At 45.9% G+C, this 21997-nt stretch carries 20 protein-coding genes; 8 read left to right on the plus strand and 12 right to left on the minus strand.

Annotated elements, in window-relative coordinates:
- Nucleotides 1-200 precede the first annotated feature (200 nt).
- Nucleotides 201-977 (minus strand): FKBP-type peptidyl-prolyl cis-trans isomerase, encoded by a 777-nt coding sequence (gene fkpA, locus OW495_RS23205; protein WP_004729852.1) that lies wholly within the window; start codon nt 975-977, stop codon nt 201-203.
- A 131-nt stretch (nt 978-1108) separates the two neighbouring features.
- On the opposite strand from fkpA, the gene OW495_RS23210 reads away from it, so the two are divergent.
- Together OW495_RS23210 and OW495_RS23215 are read left to right on the plus strand one after the other, a co-directional pair.
- On the plus strand, nt 1109-2086 hold the full coding sequence (locus OW495_RS23210; protein ID WP_029223204.1) for a PQQ-binding-like beta-propeller repeat protein: 978 nt from the start codon (nt 1109-1111) through the stop codon (nt 2084-2086).
- Between the two features lie 5 nt (nt 2087-2091).
- Nucleotides 2092-2319: a SlyX family protein gene (locus OW495_RS23215; RefSeq protein ID WP_004729640.1), complete on the plus strand. Its 228-nt coding sequence runs from the start codon at nt 2092-2094 to the stop codon at nt 2317-2319.
- A 182-nt stretch (nt 2320-2501) separates the two neighbouring features.
- Here OW495_RS23215 and OW495_RS23220 read toward each other — a convergent pair whose 3' ends face one another.
- From OW495_RS23220 to kefG, 5 genes are all read right to left on the minus strand, one after another.
- Complete coding sequence (locus tag OW495_RS23220; protein ID WP_289888560.1) at nt 2502-3467, minus strand: isoaspartyl peptidase/L-asparaginase; 966 nt, start codon at nt 3465-3467, stop codon at nt 2502-2504.
- 218 nt (nt 3468-3685) lie between these two features.
- Nucleotides 3686-4276 carry a peptidylprolyl isomerase gene (gene slyD, locus OW495_RS23225; RefSeq protein ID WP_017061108.1) on the minus strand — a complete coding sequence of 197 codons (591 nt, stop codon included), beginning with the start codon at nt 4274-4276 and terminating at the stop codon, nt 3686-3688.
- 94 nt (nt 4277-4370) lie between these two features.
- A complete protein-coding gene (locus OW495_RS23230; RefSeq protein WP_029235422.1) occupies nt 4371-4571 on the minus strand; it encodes a YheV family putative zinc ribbon protein in 201 nt (66 codons plus the stop codon).
- A 157-nt stretch (nt 4572-4728) separates the two neighbouring features.
- Nucleotides 4729-6525, minus strand: a complete 1797-nt coding sequence (kefB, locus tag OW495_RS23235) for a glutathione-regulated potassium-efflux system protein KefB (protein ID WP_289888690.1) — start codon at nt 6523-6525, stop codon at nt 4729-4731.
- On the minus strand, nt 6512-7096 hold the full coding sequence (kefG, locus tag OW495_RS23240; protein ID WP_017104663.1) for a glutathione-regulated potassium-efflux system ancillary protein KefG: 585 nt from the start codon (nt 7094-7096) through the stop codon (nt 6512-6514). Before kefG ends, kefB begins: the two co-directional genes overlap by 14 nt.
- Nucleotides 7097-7269: 173 nt before the next feature.
- On the opposite strand from kefG, the gene OW495_RS23245 reads away from it, so the two are divergent.
- The 6 genes from OW495_RS23245 (at nt 7270) to crp (ending at nt 13059) form a co-directional block, all read left to right on the plus strand.
- Nucleotides 7270-9192, plus strand: a complete 1923-nt coding sequence (locus tag OW495_RS23245; RefSeq protein WP_017108555.1) for an ABC transporter ATP-binding protein — start codon at nt 7270-7272, stop codon at nt 9190-9192.
- Entirely contained in the window at nt 9189-9659 is a 471-nt protein-coding gene (locus OW495_RS23250) for a TIGR02444 family protein (protein ID WP_065104118.1), read from the plus strand. Before OW495_RS23245 ends, OW495_RS23250 begins: the two co-directional genes overlap by 4 nt.
- 204 nt (nt 9660-9863) lie before the next feature.
- Nucleotides 9864-10916, plus strand: coding sequence for a hydrolase (locus OW495_RS23255; protein ID WP_102513632.1), 1053 nt, complete (start codon nt 9864-9866; stop codon nt 10914-10916).
- 109 nt (nt 10917-11025) lie between these two features.
- Nucleotides 11026-11238, plus strand: a complete 213-nt coding sequence (locus tag OW495_RS23260; RefSeq protein ID WP_004729649.1) for a YheU family protein — start codon at nt 11026-11028, stop codon at nt 11236-11238.
- 77 nt (nt 11239-11315) lie between these two features.
- Nucleotides 11316-12185 (plus strand): phosphoribulokinase, encoded by an 870-nt coding sequence (locus OW495_RS23265; RefSeq protein ID WP_004729650.1) that lies wholly within the window; start codon nt 11316-11318, stop codon nt 12183-12185.
- Between the two features lie 241 nt (nt 12186-12426).
- Nucleotides 12427-13059 carry a cAMP-activated global transcriptional regulator CRP gene (gene crp / locus OW495_RS23270; protein WP_004729651.1) on the plus strand — a complete coding sequence of 211 codons (633 nt, stop codon included), beginning with the start codon at nt 12427-12429 and terminating at the stop codon, nt 13057-13059.
- A 184-nt stretch (nt 13060-13243) separates the two neighbouring features.
- On the opposite strand, the gene OW495_RS23275 is transcribed toward crp, so the two are convergent.
- The 6 genes from OW495_RS23275 to OW495_RS23300 all read right to left on the minus strand — a co-directional run bounded on the left by OW495_RS23275 (nt 13244) and on the right by OW495_RS23300 (nt 21955).
- Nucleotides 13244-14035, minus strand: coding sequence for a DUF1338 domain-containing protein (locus OW495_RS23275; protein WP_065113648.1), 792 nt, complete (start codon nt 14033-14035; stop codon nt 13244-13246).
- A 257-nt stretch (nt 14036-14292) separates the two neighbouring features.
- The gene (astD, locus tag OW495_RS23280) at nt 14293-15750 is read right to left on the minus strand and encodes a succinylglutamate-semialdehyde dehydrogenase (protein WP_065113647.1); all 1458 of its coding nucleotides are present in this window, start codon (nt 15748-15750) and stop codon (nt 14293-14295) included.
- A 39-nt stretch (nt 15751-15789) separates the two neighbouring features.
- Nucleotides 15790-16809, minus strand: a complete 1020-nt coding sequence (astA, locus tag OW495_RS23285; RefSeq protein ID WP_065113646.1) for an arginine N-succinyltransferase — start codon at nt 16807-16809, stop codon at nt 15790-15792.
- Nucleotides 16810-16916: 107 nt separating this feature from the next.
- Nucleotides 16917-18128, minus strand: coding sequence for an aspartate aminotransferase family protein (locus OW495_RS23290; RefSeq protein ID WP_012604934.1), 1212 nt, complete (start codon nt 18126-18128; stop codon nt 16917-16919).
- Between the two features lie 465 nt (nt 18129-18593).
- A complete protein-coding gene (locus OW495_RS23295; protein ID WP_065104121.1) occupies nt 18594-19172 on the minus strand; it encodes an aminodeoxychorismate/anthranilate synthase component II in 579 nt (192 codons plus the stop codon).
- Nucleotides 19173-19360: 188 nt separating this feature from the next.
- A complete protein-coding gene (locus OW495_RS23300) occupies nt 19361-21955 on the minus strand; it encodes an ExeM/NucH family extracellular endonuclease (RefSeq protein ID WP_102513633.1) in 2595 nt (864 codons plus the stop codon).
- Nucleotides 21956-21997 lie beyond the last annotated feature (42 nt).

Raw genomic sequence — 21997 nt, forward strand, 5'->3', positions numbered from 1 at the left:
GTGAAAAATCAACAAATTTATGTAAGTTTATCAGAAAATTTTAATTGCACACCTAGCTAACATTGCAACTAGTGATTTAGAACAACTTTAAAAATCAAATACTCATTTAAAAAGCAAAAAAAAGCCCAACTCAACGTTAGGCTTTTTATTCAATCCACGAATTTTAATACGAAATATTCATTCGATACTTTCGTTCGATATTACTGAGCAGGAGCTGCTTCAGCGTTATCGATTTTCAGTAGCTCAACTTCAAATACTAGTGTTGAGTTAGCTGGGATAGTCGGTGTGTCTTGCTCACCGTATGCTAGCTCTGGCGGGATTACGAATTTGTACTTAGAACCAACTTGCATCAGTTGTACGCCTTCAGTCCAACCTGGGATTACGCGGTTTAGTGGGAATGTTGCTGGTTCGCCACGATCGTAAGAGCTGTCAAACTGAGTACCGTCTGTTAGTGTACCTTTGTAGTGTACTTGAACTGTATCAGTGTCTTTTGGAGATGCGCCTTCGCCAGCTGTCATTACTTGGTAAAGTAGGCCAGATTCAGTTTGCTTCACGCCTTCAGTCTTAGCGAACTCAGCACGGAAGTCATCACCCGCTTTCTTCACTTCAGCTGATTTTTCTGCCGCTTGTGCTTGCATTGTTTCAGCAACACGCTTGTCTAGAGCTTCAAGCGCAGCGCGAGTTTCTTCTTCGTTCAGTGCAGTTTTTTCTGCAAATACGTCTTCAATACCTTGAAGAACCATATCTTTGTCTAGGTTGATGCCTAGCTCGCTTGGCTTATCAATGCTTGTGCTTAGGTAGTTCGCGAAAGATACGCCGATTGCGTATGCCGCTTTGTCGTCTTCTGTTTTAAAGTTTACTGCTGCAACTTTAGCTTCTTCTACCTGTGGAGCTTCTGCCTTTGGTTCTTCTTTCTGACAACCAACTGCTAGCATAACCGTTGCGGCAAGCAGTGATACTTTTAAAACTGATTTCATTGAATTCTCCAATTAATGGCCAAGCCATTGGTTATTGTGCACAAATCTAATGATTAGATTGGTGTGAATACGTTAGTTATAACAATATACTAGTCATATGTCTTTCGACAAAAACCGGATTATTAGACGTGATGCAAATATTTTTCCATTCATTGCTATGTGCAATTGTCATCACCTTGTTAAATGGATGTTTTTTCTTCCAAGATGATGAGCAACGTTGGGAAATTGAACCCAATGGTGCCACCAGCTTTGCCCTAAGCAGAGATGGACGCTTCGCCCTACTCTACTCTCAGCAAAAACACTTACTGCTCTGGGACTTAGACCAAAACAAAGAGCTCGCTCAACTCGGCCCGCAAGACCAATCAGAAAACCAAATATCGCGTATCCGCATCTCTGACAATGGTCGCTTTGCGATTACCGCCAGTCAGATGAATTTCGCCGTTTGGGACCTATCTTGGACTCAAGCTGAAGGGCTTTGGTCTATTTCTGATGGCTTGATTCGCGATGTCGACATATCCAGCAATGGTGAAAAAGTCTTACTTGGCCTGTCTAACGGCAAAGCCATCTATGTGGACTTAGTCACCGGACGCCGTCTGGAGTTCCTCGCTCACCGAGAAAAAGTTAATTCAGTCTCCCTCTCTTCGAATGGGCGCTACGCATTATCGGGTGGTAACGACTATAAAGCTTACCTTTGGGATACCGAATCAGGCTTGGTGTTACGTACCTTCGAGCATGAACAAAGAGTAGTACGAGTTGCACTACAACGGGATGGAGAATTGGCTTTTACTTCCGATGGTGGCAACCAAGCGATGATTTGGGATCTAGAAACGGGTGAACCTCAAGCGCAATTGCAGAGCTGGTCTCGACAGCTGATATTTTCCAGTGCTCGCTTTTCTGACGACGGCAGTATGTTAGTGACAGGTACGCCATCAAGCCAAGTGAGCGTGTGGAATACTCAGGATGGAAAACGAATTTCTCGTCACGATGCTGAGCCATTAAAAGATGCTCGCCCTCCCCGTGCGGTAGTGTATGATGCAGCCTTTGATGAAAAGAACCGTGTGATATCGGGCACCTCTGCGGGCATCGCCCAAGCTTGGAATGTGGATTAAGAACGATGACAGAAAAGCGAATTGAACAACTAGAAAGCCGCGTGAATGACCTAGAATGTCAGTTAGCTTTCCAAGAACAAACCATTGAAGAACTCAATGAAGCGCTTAGCCAACAACAGATGTTGATCACGAGAATGCAAGATCAAATGAAGTTCGTGGTAGGTAAAGTGAAAAATATGGATGGCTCAAACCTCGCTGACGCATCAGAAGAGACGCCACCTCCACACTATTAAGTGCGGTTCCAAATAACGAATCGATTCTAGCGACGCATATCGTTAGTTTCTCGTCCTCAATGTGTAAACACATTTCAGGACAGGACATAGAAAACTAAAAGGGCGACAGATGCTTATCTGTCGCCCTTTTTGTTTATTTAATCTGCACTAATTCAACTAAAGCCAGTTAAACCAATACAAGCTTAGTCATCGGCATAAATCTTCACTTCCACGCAGCCGTTCGTATCAACACTCGCACGGTACATTCCTGAACTGTTCATACCGAAATGAATATCACCTTGGCCATCGATAGCAATCAAGCCTCCTTCACCACCCATGGTTTTCAGTTCACCTTGAATGATGTGTTCACAAGCCGTATGCACATCTTCCTTGAGATAACGCATTCTTGCCGCTACATCACTCGCGACCATCTTTCTAAGGAAGAATTCACCCATGCCAGTTGTTGAAACGGCCACGTTGCCATTCTCAGCCACAGTGCCTGCACCGATGATTGGAGAATCTCCCACACGACCGTATTTTTTATTGGTTACGCCACCAGTGCTGGTTGCGGCAGCTAAATTACCTGCTTGGTCTAATGCCACCGCACCAACCGTGCCGTACTTTTTGTCGTCAGGGTATTTCTCAGCTTGCTGCTCATCGTATTTCGCTTCAGACAGAGCAAAGATGCCTTTCTCTTTCATCAACTGAAGTTGGTCATAGCGGCGCTCAGTAAAGAAGTAATCTTGCTCAGTAAAGGTGTAGTCATGCTCAAACGCAAACTTCTCGGCACCTTCACCAATCAGCAACACATGGTCGCTTTTCAGCATCACATCACGCGCAAGTTCAATCGGGTTTTTGATATGGCGAACGCCCGCAATGGCCCCCGCATCCATTTCGCGGCCATGCATCACAGAAGCGTCCATTTCAACAAATTCATCATGCGTTAGAACCGAGCCTTTGCCGGCATTAAAGTGGGGACTGTCTTCCATCACCTTAACCGATGCGACTACCGCATCCAGAGCATCACCACCCGATTGCAATATTTTATAACCAGCCAAAACCGATTTTTCCAAAGCCTCGGTAATACCCGCTTTTAATTCATCGCTCATTTGCTCTCGCAAGATGGTTCCTGCACCACCATGAATGGCAATTGAAAAAGGCTGTGACATACAAACTCTCCACTGACGTCGTCTTATAATATTGTGCTATCAATACCACATCCATGGTTCGATGTCTGATAGCGAAAACCAAACTTTTTGCGAATGCTTAGACTTTCGGACACTTGGTTTGGTGGATAAAAGCGAGATCAAAAAGCTAGACTCCTAAACACAAAAAGCCTCCACAAGGGAGGCTTTCAAGATTCTTAAACTAAACCGTTAATTCGGTATTAGTGAGAACCACAGCTACCGCCGCCGCAGCAGCCGTCTTTTTTCTCTTCACCGTGGTCATGGCCTTCGCCACCACAGCAACCGCCTTCGTGGTCATGATCGTGGTCGTGACCGCCACAGCCGCCTTCTTGGTGTACGTGACCGTGTTGAACTTCTTCTTCAGTCGCTTCACGAACCGCTACAACTTCAACGTCAAACGTTAGAGTTTGGCCAGCTAGCATGTGGTTACCATCAACAACAACTTCGTCGCCATCTACTTCAGTAACTTCTACTGGGATTGGACCTTGGTCAGTATCCGCTAGGAAACGCATGCCAACTTCGATTTGCTCAACACCTTGGAATACGTCAGCAGGAACACGTTGAACTAGTGCGTCGTTGTGCTCGCCGTATGCGTCTTCTGGAGTAACCGTTGCAGAGAACTTGTCGCCAGCTACTTTGCCTTCAAGCTCTTTTTCAAGACCTGTAATTAGGTTGTTGTGACCGTGAAGGTAATCTAGTGGAGCTTCTGCAGTTGATTGGTCAACTACTACGCCATCTTCAAGTTTCACTTGATATGCAACACTAACTACTACGTTCTTTTCAATTTTCATGAGAGCTCCAAGGAGGTTTGGACTAAGCTCGAACAGTTGAGCTTAGGAAAAATTCTGTACCCGGATATTATGGGGATCAATTAACGAAACTCAATCATTCAGGCTTAAAAATACCGATCATTTCTTGATTCGCGTGTTCAGATTTCTCTACAGTTTTCGGTTTACGCTGTTCTGTGAAGTCACAATCGACACATTCCACCAGCTCGATATTATTTTCAATCCACCAACGGAGTGTGTCTTGAGTATTACAACTTGGGCAGCTTGCTCCTGCGATAAAGCGTTTTTTCTGTTTCACGTTCTTATCCTTTACTACTCTGGATTCGTAGTTCTTCCACTCTAGATCTATTTAAGAAAAAGCAGAGACCACGTTTATTATTAGATTAGTTATCTAGACTGTTATTTCTTAGCTCAAGCTATATCTCTAAACTCAAGCTATTAGTTATCAATTCAGGCTACTGCCAATAGTTTCGAGACTGGTGATCGTTTTCCATCTCGTGTCCAAAAATCTCTTCAAGCTCTTTACGAGCCTCTTTCGCTCTTTGGGCCAACTCGGCATCTTCGTTATGCTGAGGCAGTAACTCTTTGAGCATACCATTATCCAACTTTCTAAAGTGTGCTTCTGCTCGCTTCGCTTTATATGGATGCATACCAAGTTCAGTCAATGTTTGACGACCTAAATCCAGTGCACCAAGGAAGGTTTCACGAGAGTAGTTACTCACACCGTGGTTAAGTAATTGATATGCTTCAACACGGCTTCGTGCACGCGCTAAAATCTTTAAGCGCGGGAAGTGCTGCTTACATAAATCGACGGTTTTCATGATTTCATCGGGAGAGTCAGTACATAGCACTATCGCCTCTGCTTTATCAGCACCGGCTGCGCGTAATAGCTCAAGATGAGTCGAGTCTCCGTAAAATACTTTGTAGCCAAACTTTCTAAGGATATGAATTTGGCTGGCATCACTCTCAAGAACGGTAATACGAATCTTATTGGCATACATCAAACGACCAATGATCTGACCAAAACGACCAAAGCCTGCAATGATCACTCGAGGACTGCGATCGACAACATCCGAAGACATTGCGTTTTCGCTGATTTGGTTAAGTTGACGAGCAAAGAATCGGTCTTGCAGCTTGAGCATCAATGGCGTGGTCACCATCGACAAACTCACAACCACCAGTAAGAACGACACTTGTTCGCCGCTTAAGATACCTTGAGCACTCGCCGCGGTAAAAATAACGAAAGCGAACTCACCACCTTGGCTGAGAATCATCGCCATGCGACTGCGCGCTTTAGCTTGAGTACCAAAGATACGAGCCAGTGCATACAGCACCAAACCTTTCAATACGACCAGAGACGACACCGCAATCAATATTGCGAATGGGCTTTCTGCCAATAAACCTAGGTTTACCGCCATACCCACAGAGATAAAGAACAGACCAAGCAGTAACCCTTTGAATGGGTCAATCGCGATCTCAAGCTCGTGTCGATATTCACTTTCAGCCAGAAGTACGCCCGCCAAGAAAGTACCTAATGCCATCGACAAACCAATCTGCTGCATGATGACGGCAATACCAATCACCAATAACAGCGCTGCAACCGTGAACAACTCACGCACACCGCTCATGACTACATATCGGAATAGTGGTCTTAACAAGAAGTGACCACCGACAAGCAAGCCAATCACACCGCCCAGCATCCACAGCATGTCAGCCCAACTGCCGCCGGTATTACCCGCGAGCAAAGGCAGCATCGCCAGCATAGGGATTACGGCAATATCCTGAAAAAGTAAGACGGCAAAGCCTGACTGCCCCGCTTCTTTACCACCGAGCTCTCGCTCTTCAATAACGCGCAAGGCAATGGCTGTCGAAGACAGCGCTAAACCCATACCTATTACCAGGCTGGTTTGCCAAGTTAATCCGAACAGACAGGCGATGGCGGTAATAATCAGAGTAGTGATCAACACTTGCGCGCCACCTAATCCGAGAATAGGCGCTCTCATCTGCCATAATTTTTTAGGGTTAAGCTCTAAACCAATCAGAAAGAGCAGCAGTACCACCCCGAACTCGGAGAAGTGCAGAATCGCTTCAACATCACTGATTAAACCAAGCCCCCAAGGACCAATCGCCACGCCAGCTAATAGATAACCGAGCACTGAGCCTAGGCCAGCTCGCTGCGCGATAGGAACCGCGACCACAGCAGCCGCTAAAAAAATAACGCTACTTTGTAGAAAATCGTTAGTCAGAGCCATCATTCGCTCCTATATCTTGTAGCGGGTCTCGTAACCAGTTTCGATACGCTTCCGCGTGTTGGTAACGCGTCATGTCCGAGACATTTCTTGCCCAGTGTAAAACCAAAGGTGACATCCAGTGCATCTGACACAAAGCGGCGGTTAACTCGAATGGCTGCAAAATCTCTTGTAATGGATATTTATTATAGCCTGCCTCTCCAAACGCCTCTTCTTTACCACCAGTCGTGATCACGCTACGCCAGTGTTTCCCCTTAAGGGCACTCTGCTCACCAAACGCAAAACCTTTGCCTAATACTCGGTCAAACCACTCTTTCAGTAGTGATGGGCATGAATACATAAACAAAGGGTGTTGGAAGACAATCACATCATACTGAAGCAGTAGTTCATGCTCATAAGGCACATCAATAAAGAAATCAGGATACGTCGCGTAGAGATCATGGATTTTGACATGCCCAAGCGACTCTATCTTTTTAACCATCATTTGATTGGCAATAGAGGTTTGTGGCTCAGGGTGTGCGTAGATCACTAGCACCTTTGGCACAGCTTTTTGTGTCGAGGGAGTATTACTCATTCCTTTGAAACATTCCTTTTAGAGCTAAACGGTGGCAAGGCCACAAGAATTTAAGCAAAAGTTATTAATATGTTATTGGCATCATAACGCAAATTGCATTGTGATCGACTTTTATCTGGATTCAGCCTACTATGCAGGCGTCTGTTCACCTCTAATTTCTATGCTACCTCTATATGATTACTTTCTCTGATATTCAATTGCTACGCGGCGGTAAGCCACTTCTCGACCAAGCATCTGCAACCCTTCATCCTGGCGACAAAGTCGGTTTAGTCGGTAAAAATGGCTGTGGTAAATCTACGCTGTTCGCCTTAATTAAAGACGAGCTATCGATTGATGCCGGTTCATTCAGTAAACCCGCTCACTGGGAAATGGCTTGGGTTGCACAAGAAACCCCTGCATTAGAAAGAAAAGCCATTGAGTATGTAATTGATGGTGACAGAGAGTATCGTGGCCTTGAAGAGCAACTGGCGAAAGCAGAGCAGGCCGACAACGGTACATTGGTAGCAGAGATACACGGCAAGATTGAAACCATTGGTGGTTACACCATCAATTCACGAGCAGCTGAATTACTGGATGGCCTTGGTTTTCGCCAAGAGCAAATGACATGGAACCTGACCCAATTTTCGGGTGGTTGGCGTATGCGTTTGAACTTAGCGCAAGCCCTTCTATGTCGCAGTGACTTACTGCTACTCGATGAACCAACCAACCACTTAGATTTAGATGCTGTGATGTGGTTAGAACGCTGGTTACAAAACTACCCAGGCACACTGGTTCTTATCTCGCACGATAGAGACTTCTTAGACCCGATCGTCAACCGCATCGTGCATGTTGAAAACCAACAGCTGAACGAATACACCGGTAATTACTCGTCGTTTGAGACTCAACGTGCTCAAAAACTTATTTTGCAACAAGCGATGTTCCAAAAGCAGCAGAAACAAATGTCTCACATGCAGAGCTACATTGACCGTTTCCGCTACAAAGCTTCAAAGGCTCGCCAAGCGCAAAGCCGTATTAAAGCGCTTGAGAAAATGGAACAAGTGCTACCCGCTCAATTTGATAACCCATTCAGCTTTGAATTTAGAGAGCCGGACGCGCTGCCGAACCCAATCATGATGATGGATGAGGTATCGGCGGGTTACGACGACAACCTGATTCTAGAAAAGATTCGCCTTAACCTCGTTCCGGGTAGCCGTATCGGTCTACTGGGTCGAAACGGTGCAGGTAAATCAACCCTGATCAAGCTGCTTTCAGGTGAACTGAAACAGCAAGGTGGTGAGCTGAGCTATTCGCAAGGCGTTAAGATGGGTTACTTCGCTCAGCATCAATTAGAGACGCTGCACCCAGAAGAAACGCCACTGCAACACATGATGCAGATTGCGCCTAAACACACCGAACAACAACTGCGTGATTACCTAGGCAGCTTTGGCTTCCAAGGTGAAAAAGCACTCGATAAAGTGGCTCCGTTTTCGGGTGGTGAAAAAGCACGATTGGTGCTGGCTCTGCTGGTATGGCAAAAGCCAAATCTATTATTACTCGATGAACCAACCAACCACTTGGATCTCGACATGCGTCAGGCGCTGACCTTCGCACTGCAAACGTTTGAAGGTGCGATGGTTATCGTATCGCACGACCGTTACTTACTGCGTGCAACCACCGATGACTTGTACCTAGTACATGACCGTCAGGTTGCGCCGTTTGATGGTGATCTTGACGATTACTATAAATGGCTGACTGAACAGCAAAAAATTGAACGTAAAGAAGCGCAAGCGTTAGCTCCGGCTAAAGACAGTGCAAACAGTGCGGCATCGAAGAAAGAACAAAAACGTAAAGAAGCCGAGTTCAGAAAACTGACCGCGCCGATTCGCAAACAATTGACTCAGTTTGAAAAGAAAATGGATAAGTTGACGCTTGATCTTGAAGAGGCTGAACAGCAATTATCTGACACTTCACTTTATGAAGCTGAAAATAAGGCTAAACTGAATAAGGTACTCGCTCTGCAAGCGAGCAGTAAATCACAGCTAGAAGAAGTTGAAATGGATTGGATGTCCACTCAAGAAGAGCTTGAGCAAATGGAACAGGAAATGGATAGCTTATGAGCCCAGAGCACGCCCCGATATCACTAACACTGGAACGACTATGGCAATTTAGCCTTCAGTATTACAGTGTGCGCGGTGTAAAGGATGCGTGCTTAGCTTTGCAAAACCAGTTCCACGGCAACGTCAATCTACTGCTGCTTCTCAAATGGCTTGATGAGCAGCAATTGTCTTTTGCTGAAGAAGAGTGGCATAAAGTTCAACAGTGCTTGAGCCGCTCTGAAACTCTTCTTCACAGCTATCGAGAGCTGCGTAAGCACCTCAAACCTCAAGTTGTCGATTCTCTCTACCGCGAAGCACTCCAATTTGAGCTGCAGCTAGAGAAGCAACAGCAATCTGATCTCGTCGACTGCATCAACTCTCTGCATCTCTCCTGCAATCAACAATCGCCACTCGCATTTGAGTATTGTCGGCTACTCGGCGCAGAAAACCTCTATGATGCTTTTTCTGAACCAGCCCCTCAGCCTTAACTCGTTGCCTTTCCCTTTTATTCCGTCTAGATCCAAGCTTAACCTCGATATTATTCAATCAGTTACTCATGGCGTGTTTTTGTAGCTCGTCTCTGTGAAACCCTTGCGCTTATGCCGAGAATCAACCAAGCTCAAATAAAAACGTGGGCGTTTCACTAAAAGCTCAACACTTTTCAAAGCCCATAAATAAGCATGGACTGTTTTATGACAATATTTACCGCTGCTGCTGGTTTATCAAATCCTCACCTACAGACCTTGGTACCTAGGTTTATTAGAAAGCAGGCGTTGTTTGCTCCTCAATGGCAAACCTTAGAAACACCCGATGGTGACTTTCTCGACCTTGCATGGAGCGAATCACCCGATGGTGACAACTCCAGTAGTGACAGCTCGACTAATAACAATCCAAGCTCTGATAACCTAAGCTCCGACAAACCAAGTTCCGACAAACTAAGCAACAAGCCTATCTTCATCCTATTCCATGGATTAGAAGGTAGCTTTGAGAGCCCATACGCCAATGGACTGATGAATGCGTTTGCTAAGGATGGTTGGTTGTCCGTGATGATGCACTTCAGAGGTTGCAGCGGAAAGCCAAATCGCTTAGCTCGTGCTTACCACTCTGGAGAAGTCGAAGATGCGCGCTTCTTTTTAAGGCATCTACATTCAAGGTTTCCCAATAACCCTAAGGTTGCGGTTGGGATATCGCTAGGCGGCAACATGTTGGCTAATTATCTCGCCGACTATGCTGATGATCCGTTAATCTCGGCGGCGACGATTGTTTCAGCCCCCTTTGACCTTGCTTGTTGTTCAAGTCGTATTGAACAAGGCTTCTCCAAACTCTATAAAAAGTACCTGCTCAATTCTTTGAAATCGAATGCATTGAAGAAACATAAGCTGCTGAAAGAGAAGATTGGCATCTCAGCAGAAAGCATCAAGAAGATCGATAAGTTGTATGAGTTTGATGAGCGAATCACTGCGCCTCTGCACGGCTTCAAGAATGCACAAGATTACTATGCTCAATGCTCTGCCTTGCCGAAGTTGAATCGGATTAAGCTACCGACTCAGATCATTCATGCGAAAGACGACCCGTTCATGACCGATGATGTGATTCCAAAATTCGTTCTACCTGACAACATCGACTATCGTCTGTTTCAAAAAGGCGGCCATGTGGGGTTCATTACTGGTAGTACGCTCAAACCAAGGTTTTGGTTAGAAGAAGCATTACCCGCCTACTATGAAAGTATTCAAGATTCGGCATAATGGCCGAGCCTTTTAAGAGCTGAGTGATAGGCGTCGCTAGACACACTAATCAACACATCAATAAACCTATTTATGAACATATCCATGAACATAAAAGAGAGAAGTATTTATGATCATCCCATGGCAAGACATCGCACCAGAAACGCTAGAAAACCTCATTAAAGAATTCGTGTTGCGTGAAGGCACAGACTACGGTGACGTAGAGGTTTCACTGCAAAACAAGATTGACCAAGTGAAACATCAATTAGCCTCAAAGGAAGTCAGTATCGTGTTTTCTGAGCTGCATGAAACCGTTGATATTCAAGTCACAAAACGCTTCTAAGCTGCGCTCATAAAGGAGCCGTGTTATAGTGGTAAACGATTGCTAACAAGTAAGTTACTCAAAAGACAAGGGTTGTCATGTCCGCTAAACATCCAATTATTGCGGTGACGGGTTCATCTGGAGCCGGCACCACCACTACCTCAGAAGCCTTCCGTAAAATGTTCAATATGATGGACGTTAAGGCAGCTTGGGTTGAAGGGGATAGTTTCCATCGCTTCACTCGACCAGAGATGGATGTCGAGATCCGTAAGGCGCGCGAGCAAGGTAAGCACATCAGCTACTTTGGTCCACAAGCTAACGATTTTGGCGCATTAGAAGAGTTCTTCCGTCAATACGGAAATGAAGGCACGGGTAAAGTCCGTAGCTATCTACATACCTTCGATGAAGCCGTTCCTTACAACCAAATGCCCGGCACCTTTACGCCATGGCAAGAGATCCCTGAAAACTCGGATGTGATGTTCTACGAAGGCCTTCATGGTGGCGTAGTCGATGGCGACATTAACGTCTCGCAACACGTCGATCTGCTTATCGGCATGGTACCGATCGTAAACTTGGAGTGGATTCAGAAATTCGTTCGTGACACACGCGATCGTGGGCACTCTCGCGAAGCGGTGATGGATTCTATTGTTCGCTCAATGGATGATTACCTTAACTACATTACCCCGCAGTTTTCGCGTACTCATATCAACTTTCAGCGTGTCCCTACCGTAGATACATCGAACCCACTCAACGCCAAAGGGATTCCAAGTTTAGACGAAAGCTTCGTAGTTATACGTTTGCGCGGCATCAAAAACGTCGATTTCCCTTACCTTTTAGCTATGATTGATGGCTCATTTATGTCACGTCATAACACGCTCGTGGTGCCAGGAGGCAAGATGAGTTTTGCTATGGAGCTCATTGTAAGGCCGATTCTACAACAACTAATCGAAACCGGAAAAATAGGTTAACAAAACGACATTCTGGTTGATTACTTTTCATACCGTGATCATGTGCACAATTTTGCGTAAAAAATCGTAGCTTGGTCACGATTAAAATCAAGAAATAGTACCTGAAAAAGGATACTATTCTTAAACGAAACACAAGATAGCTTGCAGCACTCAACGAGTGCTCTTATCCTAACTGAGTCAATTCAGGCTTAGCTAAAATACGGAAAGCGGCAAGCATACCCTGCAGAGGAAGTGAGATATTATGGTTCTAGGTAAACCTCAAACCGATCCAACATTAGAGTGGTTCCTTTCACACTGTCATATTCATAAGTACCCTTCAAAAAGTACTTTGATTCATGCTGGTGAAAAGGCAGAAACCTTGTACTACATCGTTAAAGGTTCTGTGGCTGTTCTTATCAAAGACGAAGAAGGTAAGGAAATGATTCTTTCTTACCTAAACCAAGGCGACTTCATCGGTGAACTTGGACTTTTCGAAGAAGACCAAGAGCGTACTGCGTGGGTTCGTGCTAAATCTCCTTGTGAAGTAGCTGAAATTTCTTTCAAGAAATTCCGTCAACTTATCCAAGTGAACCCAGATATCCTGATGCGCCTTTCAGCGCAAATGGCAAACCGTCTACAAGTAACTAGCCAAAAGGTTGGTGACTTAGCGTTCCTGGACGTTACCGGTCGTATCGCTCAAACGCTACTTAACCTAGCGAAACAGCCAGATGCAATGACTCACCCTGACGGCATGCAAATCAAGATCACTCGTCAAGAGATTGGCCAGATCGTTGGTTGTTCTCGTGAGACCGTAGGTCGTATCTTGAAGATGCTTGAAGAGCAGAACCTAATTTCTGCACACGGTAAGACTATCGTGGTATACGGTACTCGTTAATCTCGATTAACTGAGCCAAAAATTTGAAAGCCACCAAATGTGAATTTGGTGGCTTTTTTGTTTTCTAGAGATCTAGAGAGCAGATGCGAGATGCGAATAGAGCACCTACCGCGTCCAAGCGCAAACACTCTCGATGCGAAGCGTACCCGCACCTCTAGGGCAAAGCCCGTGCTCGTATCTTTCTTTAACCGTTGGTGCTTTCAAAGATTTTGTCAGCTGATGCCGCGACAAATCCGGTATAAAGCTCACCATTGGCCATCGCATAACGCTTAGCGAACTCATAGAAGCCACCAGGAATCATCTCATTGCCTTCAACAAATGAAACTGGGACTTTATCTGCCATTGTTGATGATTGCTCTAACAAGACCTCTGGAGAGCCTTTAACCTCACCACCAGATGCATTGATAGTGAATCCCGACTCATTCAGATAGTCATTCACGGCCTGCACTTCATCGAACTTATTTAACTGGTTCACACTCACCGTAAAGTGGTTTGCACCGTAACCATGAGCCGCGAGCCAAGAAGCGTATTCACTCTCTTTTGCTAGCACTTGGAAATCTGCGAAGTTCAAATCCCAAAGACGACCACCAAACAAGAATTCATGACCTTGAAGCTTACTTGCGTCAACTTGCTCAACCAACTTAGCAACGATCTGTTGCAGGTCACTTGAACACTCTTCTACCTTCAACTCACTAATGAACACTTTTGGTTGGTTTGGATCTGGGTGCTCGTAGTGCTTAGCCACTAGCTTCTTACTCTCAAATAAGTAATCACCACACGCCTTGTAACCTAACTCAAGGAAAGGTTTAGCCAATGTTTCAATACCTAGCGGTGCAACATTGAATGTACGCAGTGCAATGTGATCATTAATCAGCGCTTCGTCTTCTTTCAGCAAGTGATGCACTTTCTCAGCCGATGGACAAAGCCTGTGAATGTAATCGTCCCATAGTGATTTAAAGAGTAGATCGGGCGTCATGGTGACTCCTTGTCAGAGGTTCTAGCAAGCTAGTAATTGGATTAGAAAGGGAGAGGCTGGACATAGAGTCAGCAGCCATCAGCCTGTGACATACTTGTTCTATTATTATCTACCGCCCAATCGAGGTGTCGGACGTGGGTGAAAAGAGGAAGCGATAACACCGCTTCCTTATTACACAATTAACCAATGAATCTGTTATTCATGAACCTAGAGCTCATAAGCTTGTGATTCATCAAGTTATAGCTTAAAAGCCAAAACTACAGCTCAATACCTGGGCTAAACGTAGCTGGCAGTTGAGTTTCACCGCCTTCCATTGACGCCATAGGGTAAGCACAATAGTCCGCCGCGTAGTAAGCACTTGGGCGTAGATTGCCTGAAGCACCCGGGCCACCAAATGGTGCATCACCACTTGCGCCTGTTAGCTGGCGGTTACGGTTAACAATACCCGCACGGATATGGTCAACGAAGTATTCCCACTCCGAATCATCTGTTGATACTAAGCCAGCAGACAAACCAAAGCGTGTGTCGTTAGCTAACTCAACCGCTTGCTCTAGCGATTGGTAACGAACTACTTGCAGCAATGGGCCGAAGTACTCTTCATCTGGCAGTTCAGCAATGTTGGTTGCATCGATAATACCCGGAGAAACAAACGCCGCTTCGCCCGCTTTTGCTTCAACTAGGCTTACACCACCTAGTGATTGCAGATTAGCTTGCGCGTCCAGAATGAACTTAGCTGCCGCTTCAGAGATTTGTGGGCCCATGAAGGGTGCAGGCTCAGCGAATGGCTGATCAACACGAATCTTCAAGGTCGCCGCAACGAGCTTATCGAGCAGTTGATCGCCCTTCTCGCCCACAGGAACATACAAACGACGAGCACATGTACAACGTTGACCTGCACTGATGAAAGCCGATTGGATAATGGTATAAACCGTCGCGTCAGCATCACCAAATTGATCACTGATCACCATAGGGTTGTTGCCACCCATCTCTAGCGCCAGCATCTTGCCCGGTTGACCTGCGAATTGACGGTGAAGGATATGACCGGTATTCGCGCTACCCGTGAATAGCACGCCATCAAGACCTTTAGCATCGGCTAGTGCGATACCTGTCTCTTTAGCGCCTTGCACTAGGTTGATCACGCCAGCAGGAAGGCCAGCTTCTTGCCATAGCTTCATCGCAAACTCACCTGTCCAAGGTGTCTGCTCTGACGGCTTAAATACCACGGTATTACCCGATAGCAGTGCTGGGACAATATGGCCGTTAGGTAGGTGACCAGGGAAGTTGTAAGGGCCAAATACCGCCATAACGCCTAATGGACGATGACGCAGTACGATTTGGTTACCCGCCGCTTCACGCGAAGCTTCACCCGTACGTTCGTGGTAAGCACGAATAGAGATAGCGATTTTACCCGCCATTGCGCCCGCTTCAGTGCGAGTTTCCCAAATAGGTTTACCCGTCTCTTTTGCAATAATCTGGGCAATCTCTTCACTGTTATCTTTTACTTTCTCAGCAAAGTTCAACACGATCGCTTCACGCTCTGCAAAGCTCAGTTTTTTCCAAACTAAGAACGCATCACGAGCCGCTGCTACTGCAGATTCAACCTGCGCTGGTGTTGCACTATCGCCTTGCCACACGACTTCATTGTTGTATGGGCTTACTGATGTCATGGCGTCGCCTTGACCTGCCACCCACTGTCCTGCTATCCACTGAGTCATACTTCTATCCTTAAAATCTTCGACAGATAATCGCCGCTCTTATTGAGCCAACATGCGAACGAATTCGCCTTCTTTTACTTCAAGAGCGCTTGCTACTTCAGATGATAAAATCACTGTATCGCTTGCTTGGTCATACGCGCCTTTCGCGGCTACTGCGCGGAAGTTCTCAAACGAGGTATTACCAATTAGGAAGTCTTTAGAGCTGGAGTGCTCTGCAATCTGAACTTGTGCTCGAATCGCATGACGCACTGATTCAATGTTTTTTAGATCACACTCAACCGTTGGGCCTGCATCAAAGATGTCGACATAACCACGGTTAGTGAAACCTTCACGTTCCAACAACTTAAGTGCAGGGCGTGTATTATCATGTACCTCTCCAATCACTGCCTGAGCTTCTTTGCTCAGTAGGTTCACGTAGATAGGCAGCTTTGGCATTAGGTCAGCAATGAAGCCTTTCTTACCGATACCAGTTAGGTAATCTGCAAGCGTGAAATCAATTGAGAAGAAGTGCTCTTGCAGCCACTGCCAGAAAGGTGAGTTACCTTCCGCATCCGATACACCACGCATCTCAGCAAAAATCGTTTTCGAGAAACGCTCTGGGTGCTCAGACATGATCAGGAAGCGACACTTCGACATCAAACGACCATTCAATCCACCACGGAAAGCTGGGCGCAAGAACAGTGTGCAGATCTCACTGCATCCGGTGTAGTTATTGCCGAAAGTCAGTAGCTTCACGACGTTATTCACGCCAAGCTTTTGCGATGAGTGAACCACTTTGCTGATGTGGTAAGAGTAAAACGGAACATCCCAGCCAATTGAAGCTTCGATGCCTGTCGTGCCTGCAACTTCTCCCGTTTCAGTGTCGAAACCAACCATTAGGTAGCCTTCATCACCGGGTTCAGTCACGTCTTGTTTAGCAAAGCTGTATTCAGAGTGAGTAATTCGGTTAGTTAACAGTTCTTCGTTAACCGGAAGAGATGTGAATCCGTGACCAGATTCAACCGCGCAGGTATGCAGCGCATCGTAATCAGATAATTTTATTGGGCGAACAACTAGCATCAATATTCCCTCCAGATGCAAAACAGGCCCAAAACCAGAAGCTTGGGCCTTTAGCAGTACGTCATGGGATCGCTCTAATGGCGATCATTCCTATGACGCCGCTCAGGCTAAACTAGCGTAGCGATTGCTTTATCTAGTTTTGATAAACCTTCTTCAATTTCTTGTGTAGTGATAACCAGTGATGGCGTGAAACGAACCACGTTTGCACCCGCAACCAGTACCATCAAGCCTTGTTCGCCTGCTGCTACTAATACATCACGAGCACGACCTTGCCATGCCTCATTAAGCGCTGCGCCTAGCAATAGGCCTTTACCGCGAACTTCACTGAATATTTGGTATTTGTCGTTAATCTTAGCTAAACCATCACGGAATAGTGCTTCGCGTTCTTTCACGCCAGCCAACGTTTCAGGTTGGCTTACTACGTCAACAACTGCTTCAGCAACGGCACACGCCAGTGGGTTACCACCGTAAGTAGAACCGTGCGTACCCACTTTTAGGTGCGTCGCAAGTTCAGACGTTGTTAGCATTGCGCCGATTGGGAAACCGCCACCTAGTGATTTCGCTGTGCTTAGGATGTCAGGTGTTACACCTAGACCTTGGTAAGCGTAAAAGTTACCCGTACGGCCATTACCTGTTTGCACTTCATCAAAGATAAGCAGCGCATTGTGTTTATCACACAGTTCACGAACCGTATTCACGAACTCAGATGTAGGAGAGATGATACCGCCCTCGCCTTGCAGAGGTTCCATCATGATTGCACATGTGCGATCTGAGATGTGCGCTTCTAGTGCTGCAATATCGTTGTAAGGCAGGTGAGTTACATCGCCCGGTTTAGGACCGAAGCCATCAGAGTAAGCCTCTTGACCACCCACCGTTACGGTAAAGAAAGTACGACCGTGGAAACCTTGTTTGAATGCAATGATTTCAGATTTCTCAGGACCGTGAACATCTGCTGCCCAACGACGAGCTAGCTTCAATGCTGCTTCATTCGCTTCTGCACCAGAGTTGGCAAAGAATACTTTTTCTGCAAAACATACGTCTGTTAACTTCTTCGCTAGACGCAATGCAGGTTCATTGGTCATTACATTACTTAAATGCCAAATCTTGTTTGCTTGCTCAGTAACTGCGTTAACCATTGCTGGGTGACAGTGACCCAAACAGCTCACAGCGATACCACCAGCAAAGTCGATATACTCTCGGCCTTGTTGGTCCCAAACGCGTGCGCCTTCCCCTTTTACTGGGATCATTTCCATTGGGTTATAACAAGGCACCATCACCTCATTAAACAGACTACGTTCTACTTTTTTTTCCACTGTCATCGTACATTCCTTCTCGATACCGCAAGCTTCGCAAATAAGCGTACTGGTTCATAAGTGAGACAAAGATATTTTCTCTCGCCATAATCCCGCTGCAGCATTATATTTACATTTAATTAACGTTTTCAATAGTAGATTATTCTTTAGCCATCCCTAACAACCAGCTAAACGTCACTACCTATGACTATTTATGCATCAATTAATCTGTTTTATGAAGCTTTTTTTACCTAAACGCATAACCAGTAATAGCAAAGCCTTACTGGCATTGCGGTATATAGGGTTCGAGACGAAATAAGGCGAATAATTTTGCATAGGCTAAAAACTTAGCCTGAAGAGAGAGAAATGTTATAAAAAGTGATCGGCGTCAGAGGAGTAAGAGACGCGTAGCGCCCGAATTTAAACGCTTAACGAATGGGCCAACAGGTTCAACTGGCTTATTTAGACGGAGAAAGAGTCAAATTTAAACACTCAACGCGCTAAGAAGTTAGCGAGAAGCTGGTGTCCTTGCTCTGTTTTAATCGACTCAGGGTGAAATTGTACGGCATCAATCGGCAAGGTTTTGTGTTGATAACCCATGATCTCATCCATACTGCCATCTTCAAATTCCGTCCAAGAGGTCAGTTCAAAGCAGTCAGGTAGCGTGCCATTTTTCACCACCAAAGAATGGTAACGAGTCACGGTTAGAGGGTTATTGAGCCCTTGAAAAACGCTCTTGCCATTGTGGCGGATTGGAGAGGTTTTACCGTGCATTACTTGTCTGGCTCGCACTACTTCACCACCAAAGACTTGAGCAATGGCTTGATGACCAAGACACACACCTAAGATAGGCAGCTTACCCACGAAGTGTTCAATGACTTGTAGAGAGATTCCCGCATCATCGGGCGTACAAGGACCTGGTGAGATAACAAGATGGCTAGGCTTTAGCGCTTCAATACCCGCAATATCAATCTCATCGTTGCGAACAACTTTCACAGTGACCCCTAACTCACAGAAATACTGATACAAGTTATAGGTAAAAGAGTCGTAGTTATCGATGATAAGTAACATGGGTCGAAATCGTTTGCTAAATACTAAATGATTGGGAGATATAGGGGCGGTATTGTGCAATACCCATGGCGAAAGGCAAGTGGAAACTGCATTTAGCCAATAATTAAGGCCAACCTAAGTTGACCTTAATTGTTTACAGATAACTTTCCGTTACCTGTATCAGCTGGCTTGCGCAGTTAACGATGTCGCTACTTGCGACGACGCCACATTGCTAAGCCAAACAATGACATCAGTGCACCGAAGCCAAATGAGCCACCCACTCGCAGTTCAAGAACAGCAGGATCATGATCCGATGAACGGAAGTGATCTTGGTACTTAGGTAGGTCACCTTTGAACTCTTCGTTGTAGTCAAACAACGTCGACTCACCACCATTGATGTGCCAATCGGTCGCATCAACAACCCTATCTTTCAGGCTGTCACTGATCAACAAATGATCCAAGGCACCGACTTCATCATTGTATGAGTAGCTCCAGCTGTCTGGGTGCTTTTGAGCCACAGCATTAATGTAGCCGTAGTTCTTAGTGATCACAGCACCACTGTCACCAAACTGCTCAACGCCGTCAATGTAAGTGTTACGCGCCGCTTTGATTTGCTTACCGTATTTTTCTTCAGAGTAATCCGTCAGTACCAGCATTGGGTCTTCCATACCGTACGAGTTCATATCACCCAGAATCACTTTATGGCCTTTGATGCCGTCTAGCGCTTCACCCAGTGCAACAGCCGCAGCAACACGGAAGTTCTCACATGAACCTTGCTTATCAGCATCAACACCACCTTGACCGCCCTGCTCAACCGGTGCTGCATCTTCCCAACACTTAGAACCTTTCGATTTAAAGTGGTTGATCGCTACAGTCAGTTTCTCTTTGGTGCCTTTAACTTTAAAGGTTGGCGCCAATGAGTCGCGCTGGTAGTTCTTACCGTCTTCAATCACCTTACCAGAATCGTCTAACACCTCTGGTGCTTGTTGGCTTGGCATCGCGATAACACGACTGTCTTTAAGCTTAACCACTTTCTTACGGTAGATAACACCTGTTGTAATGACATCAGTACCAATCGAGTCCATCTCGTCGGTTACGCCATCTTCGTTCGAATCGACAGCCACAAAGGTATAGCGGTCTTTCTTGCGCTCAATGCGGTCATTCAGTTGGTTAACAAGCTGCTGAATGGCAGAGCCTTCACCAAAGCCGTTGTTCTCAATTTCCATCAAACCAATAATGTCAGCGTCTAAGCGAAGAATCGCATTCACAATCTTCTCTTGCTGCATCTCAAACTCAGTGATGGTGTTCGCGCCACGGTTGTTACCATGCTGATTCGCGTCGCCACCAAATGGAGAGTTAAAGTAGTTCAAGACATTGAAAGTCGCGATACGTAGATCACCTTCATCCATATCAGGCTTGTCAGTACGTGGGTCATTACGTACAAAGTTCTCAGCCGAGATCTGGTTGGTTGTCACTAAGCGGTACTCGCCGTAGCTGTAAGTCAGCACGCCTTCTAGGCCAACAATGGTGTCATCAATACGGATGTAGTCTTCCGTCGAGCCATCTTGGTCGATATCGGTGCGGCCAAAGTCTGGATAGAAAGGAACTTGTCCGTCAGCCGCTTTTTGATCGGTTTCAACGAAAAGACGGCGGTCTGCGTTATCTTCCGTTTGTTGTTTCGCGTCTTCAGAGCCTGCTGCGAAAAGCTGGTTCGGTTGCATGTTAATACGCTCATGCGCCAGTACCATGTTGTTACGACGACCTGCGTAGTCATAACCAAAGGTACGAGTGACACGCATATCAAGCGCTTCCGTCGTTTTCACCAACATGCCTTCGTAGCGTTCAAGCGTTGCAGCGAAGTTTTCATCACTGTCTAGAGCTTCAATCGCCGTTGCATCAGGCGCTTGTTGTTCGCCCTGTTTTAACCATTGGTTGTTTTCAACTTTAAGCTGAGTATGGCTGTAGTATTCTTGAACCTTACCTTTCACACACACCACATCGCCCGCAGCCAGTTCTGAGCTAGATTGATTGGTGTGAATAAATAGGCCTTCAGAAGTGCTTGAATTGAAGTCGTCATCAAGTGCTTGCAGGTAGAAACCTTTGGTTATGCCTGTAGTCACCGCACTTACAACACCTTTGACGAAATACTCATCGTCAGTGATGTAAGGATAGCCATCAATGAACGGCGATGTTGCGCCCTCACCTTGGATCTCTTGAATGGTGGTGAATACTGGGTCAGAGCCATCCTGTGTACAGGTGAACGCTTCTGGCAGTTCAACACTGTCTAGTGAACCTAGCCCTTCAATGTTGTCTTTTGGTAGCGATACCCATTGCGAAGCATCAAACGTCGCCGAAGGTGTTTGTGTCGCACGAACCAAAGTAACATCTTTGCCCCAGTCCACATCGCCCATCAAACCAACAACATCATGTACCGAACCATCTGAATTCAAGATAGCCAGCGGGTCGTCACCGTTATGGTTAGCGATGGAAGCATTAATGATGTCAGCTTTAGCTTTAATCTCATCACTCGCACTAGAGTGTGCGACAACAAGCACCTCACCGGGCGCTAAAACGTGGCCATCTAAAGGTAAAGTGGCGCCCCATGATCCGTTGCCGTTCGCTGACTTAGCCAGTGAATAACCATCTAAATTCATGCTGCTATCGCCGTTATTGGCAATCTCAACCGCTTTGTTGTAACTGCCGCCTTCCACATATTGTGAAATAAACAAATCAGCGTGTGCACTTGCCGTTAGCAAGCTACCAATTGCCACTGCTAGCAATGAAGGTTTGTGTAAAAGAGCCATCCGTTTCACCTGAGTACATTGATTTATAGTCACTGCCATCTA

It is taken from the genome of Vibrio sp. 14N.309.X.WAT.E.F5 (genome assembly GCF_030397615.1).
GTDB classification, from domain to species: Bacteria; Pseudomonadota; Gammaproteobacteria; order Enterobacterales; family Vibrionaceae; genus Vibrio; species Vibrio lentus.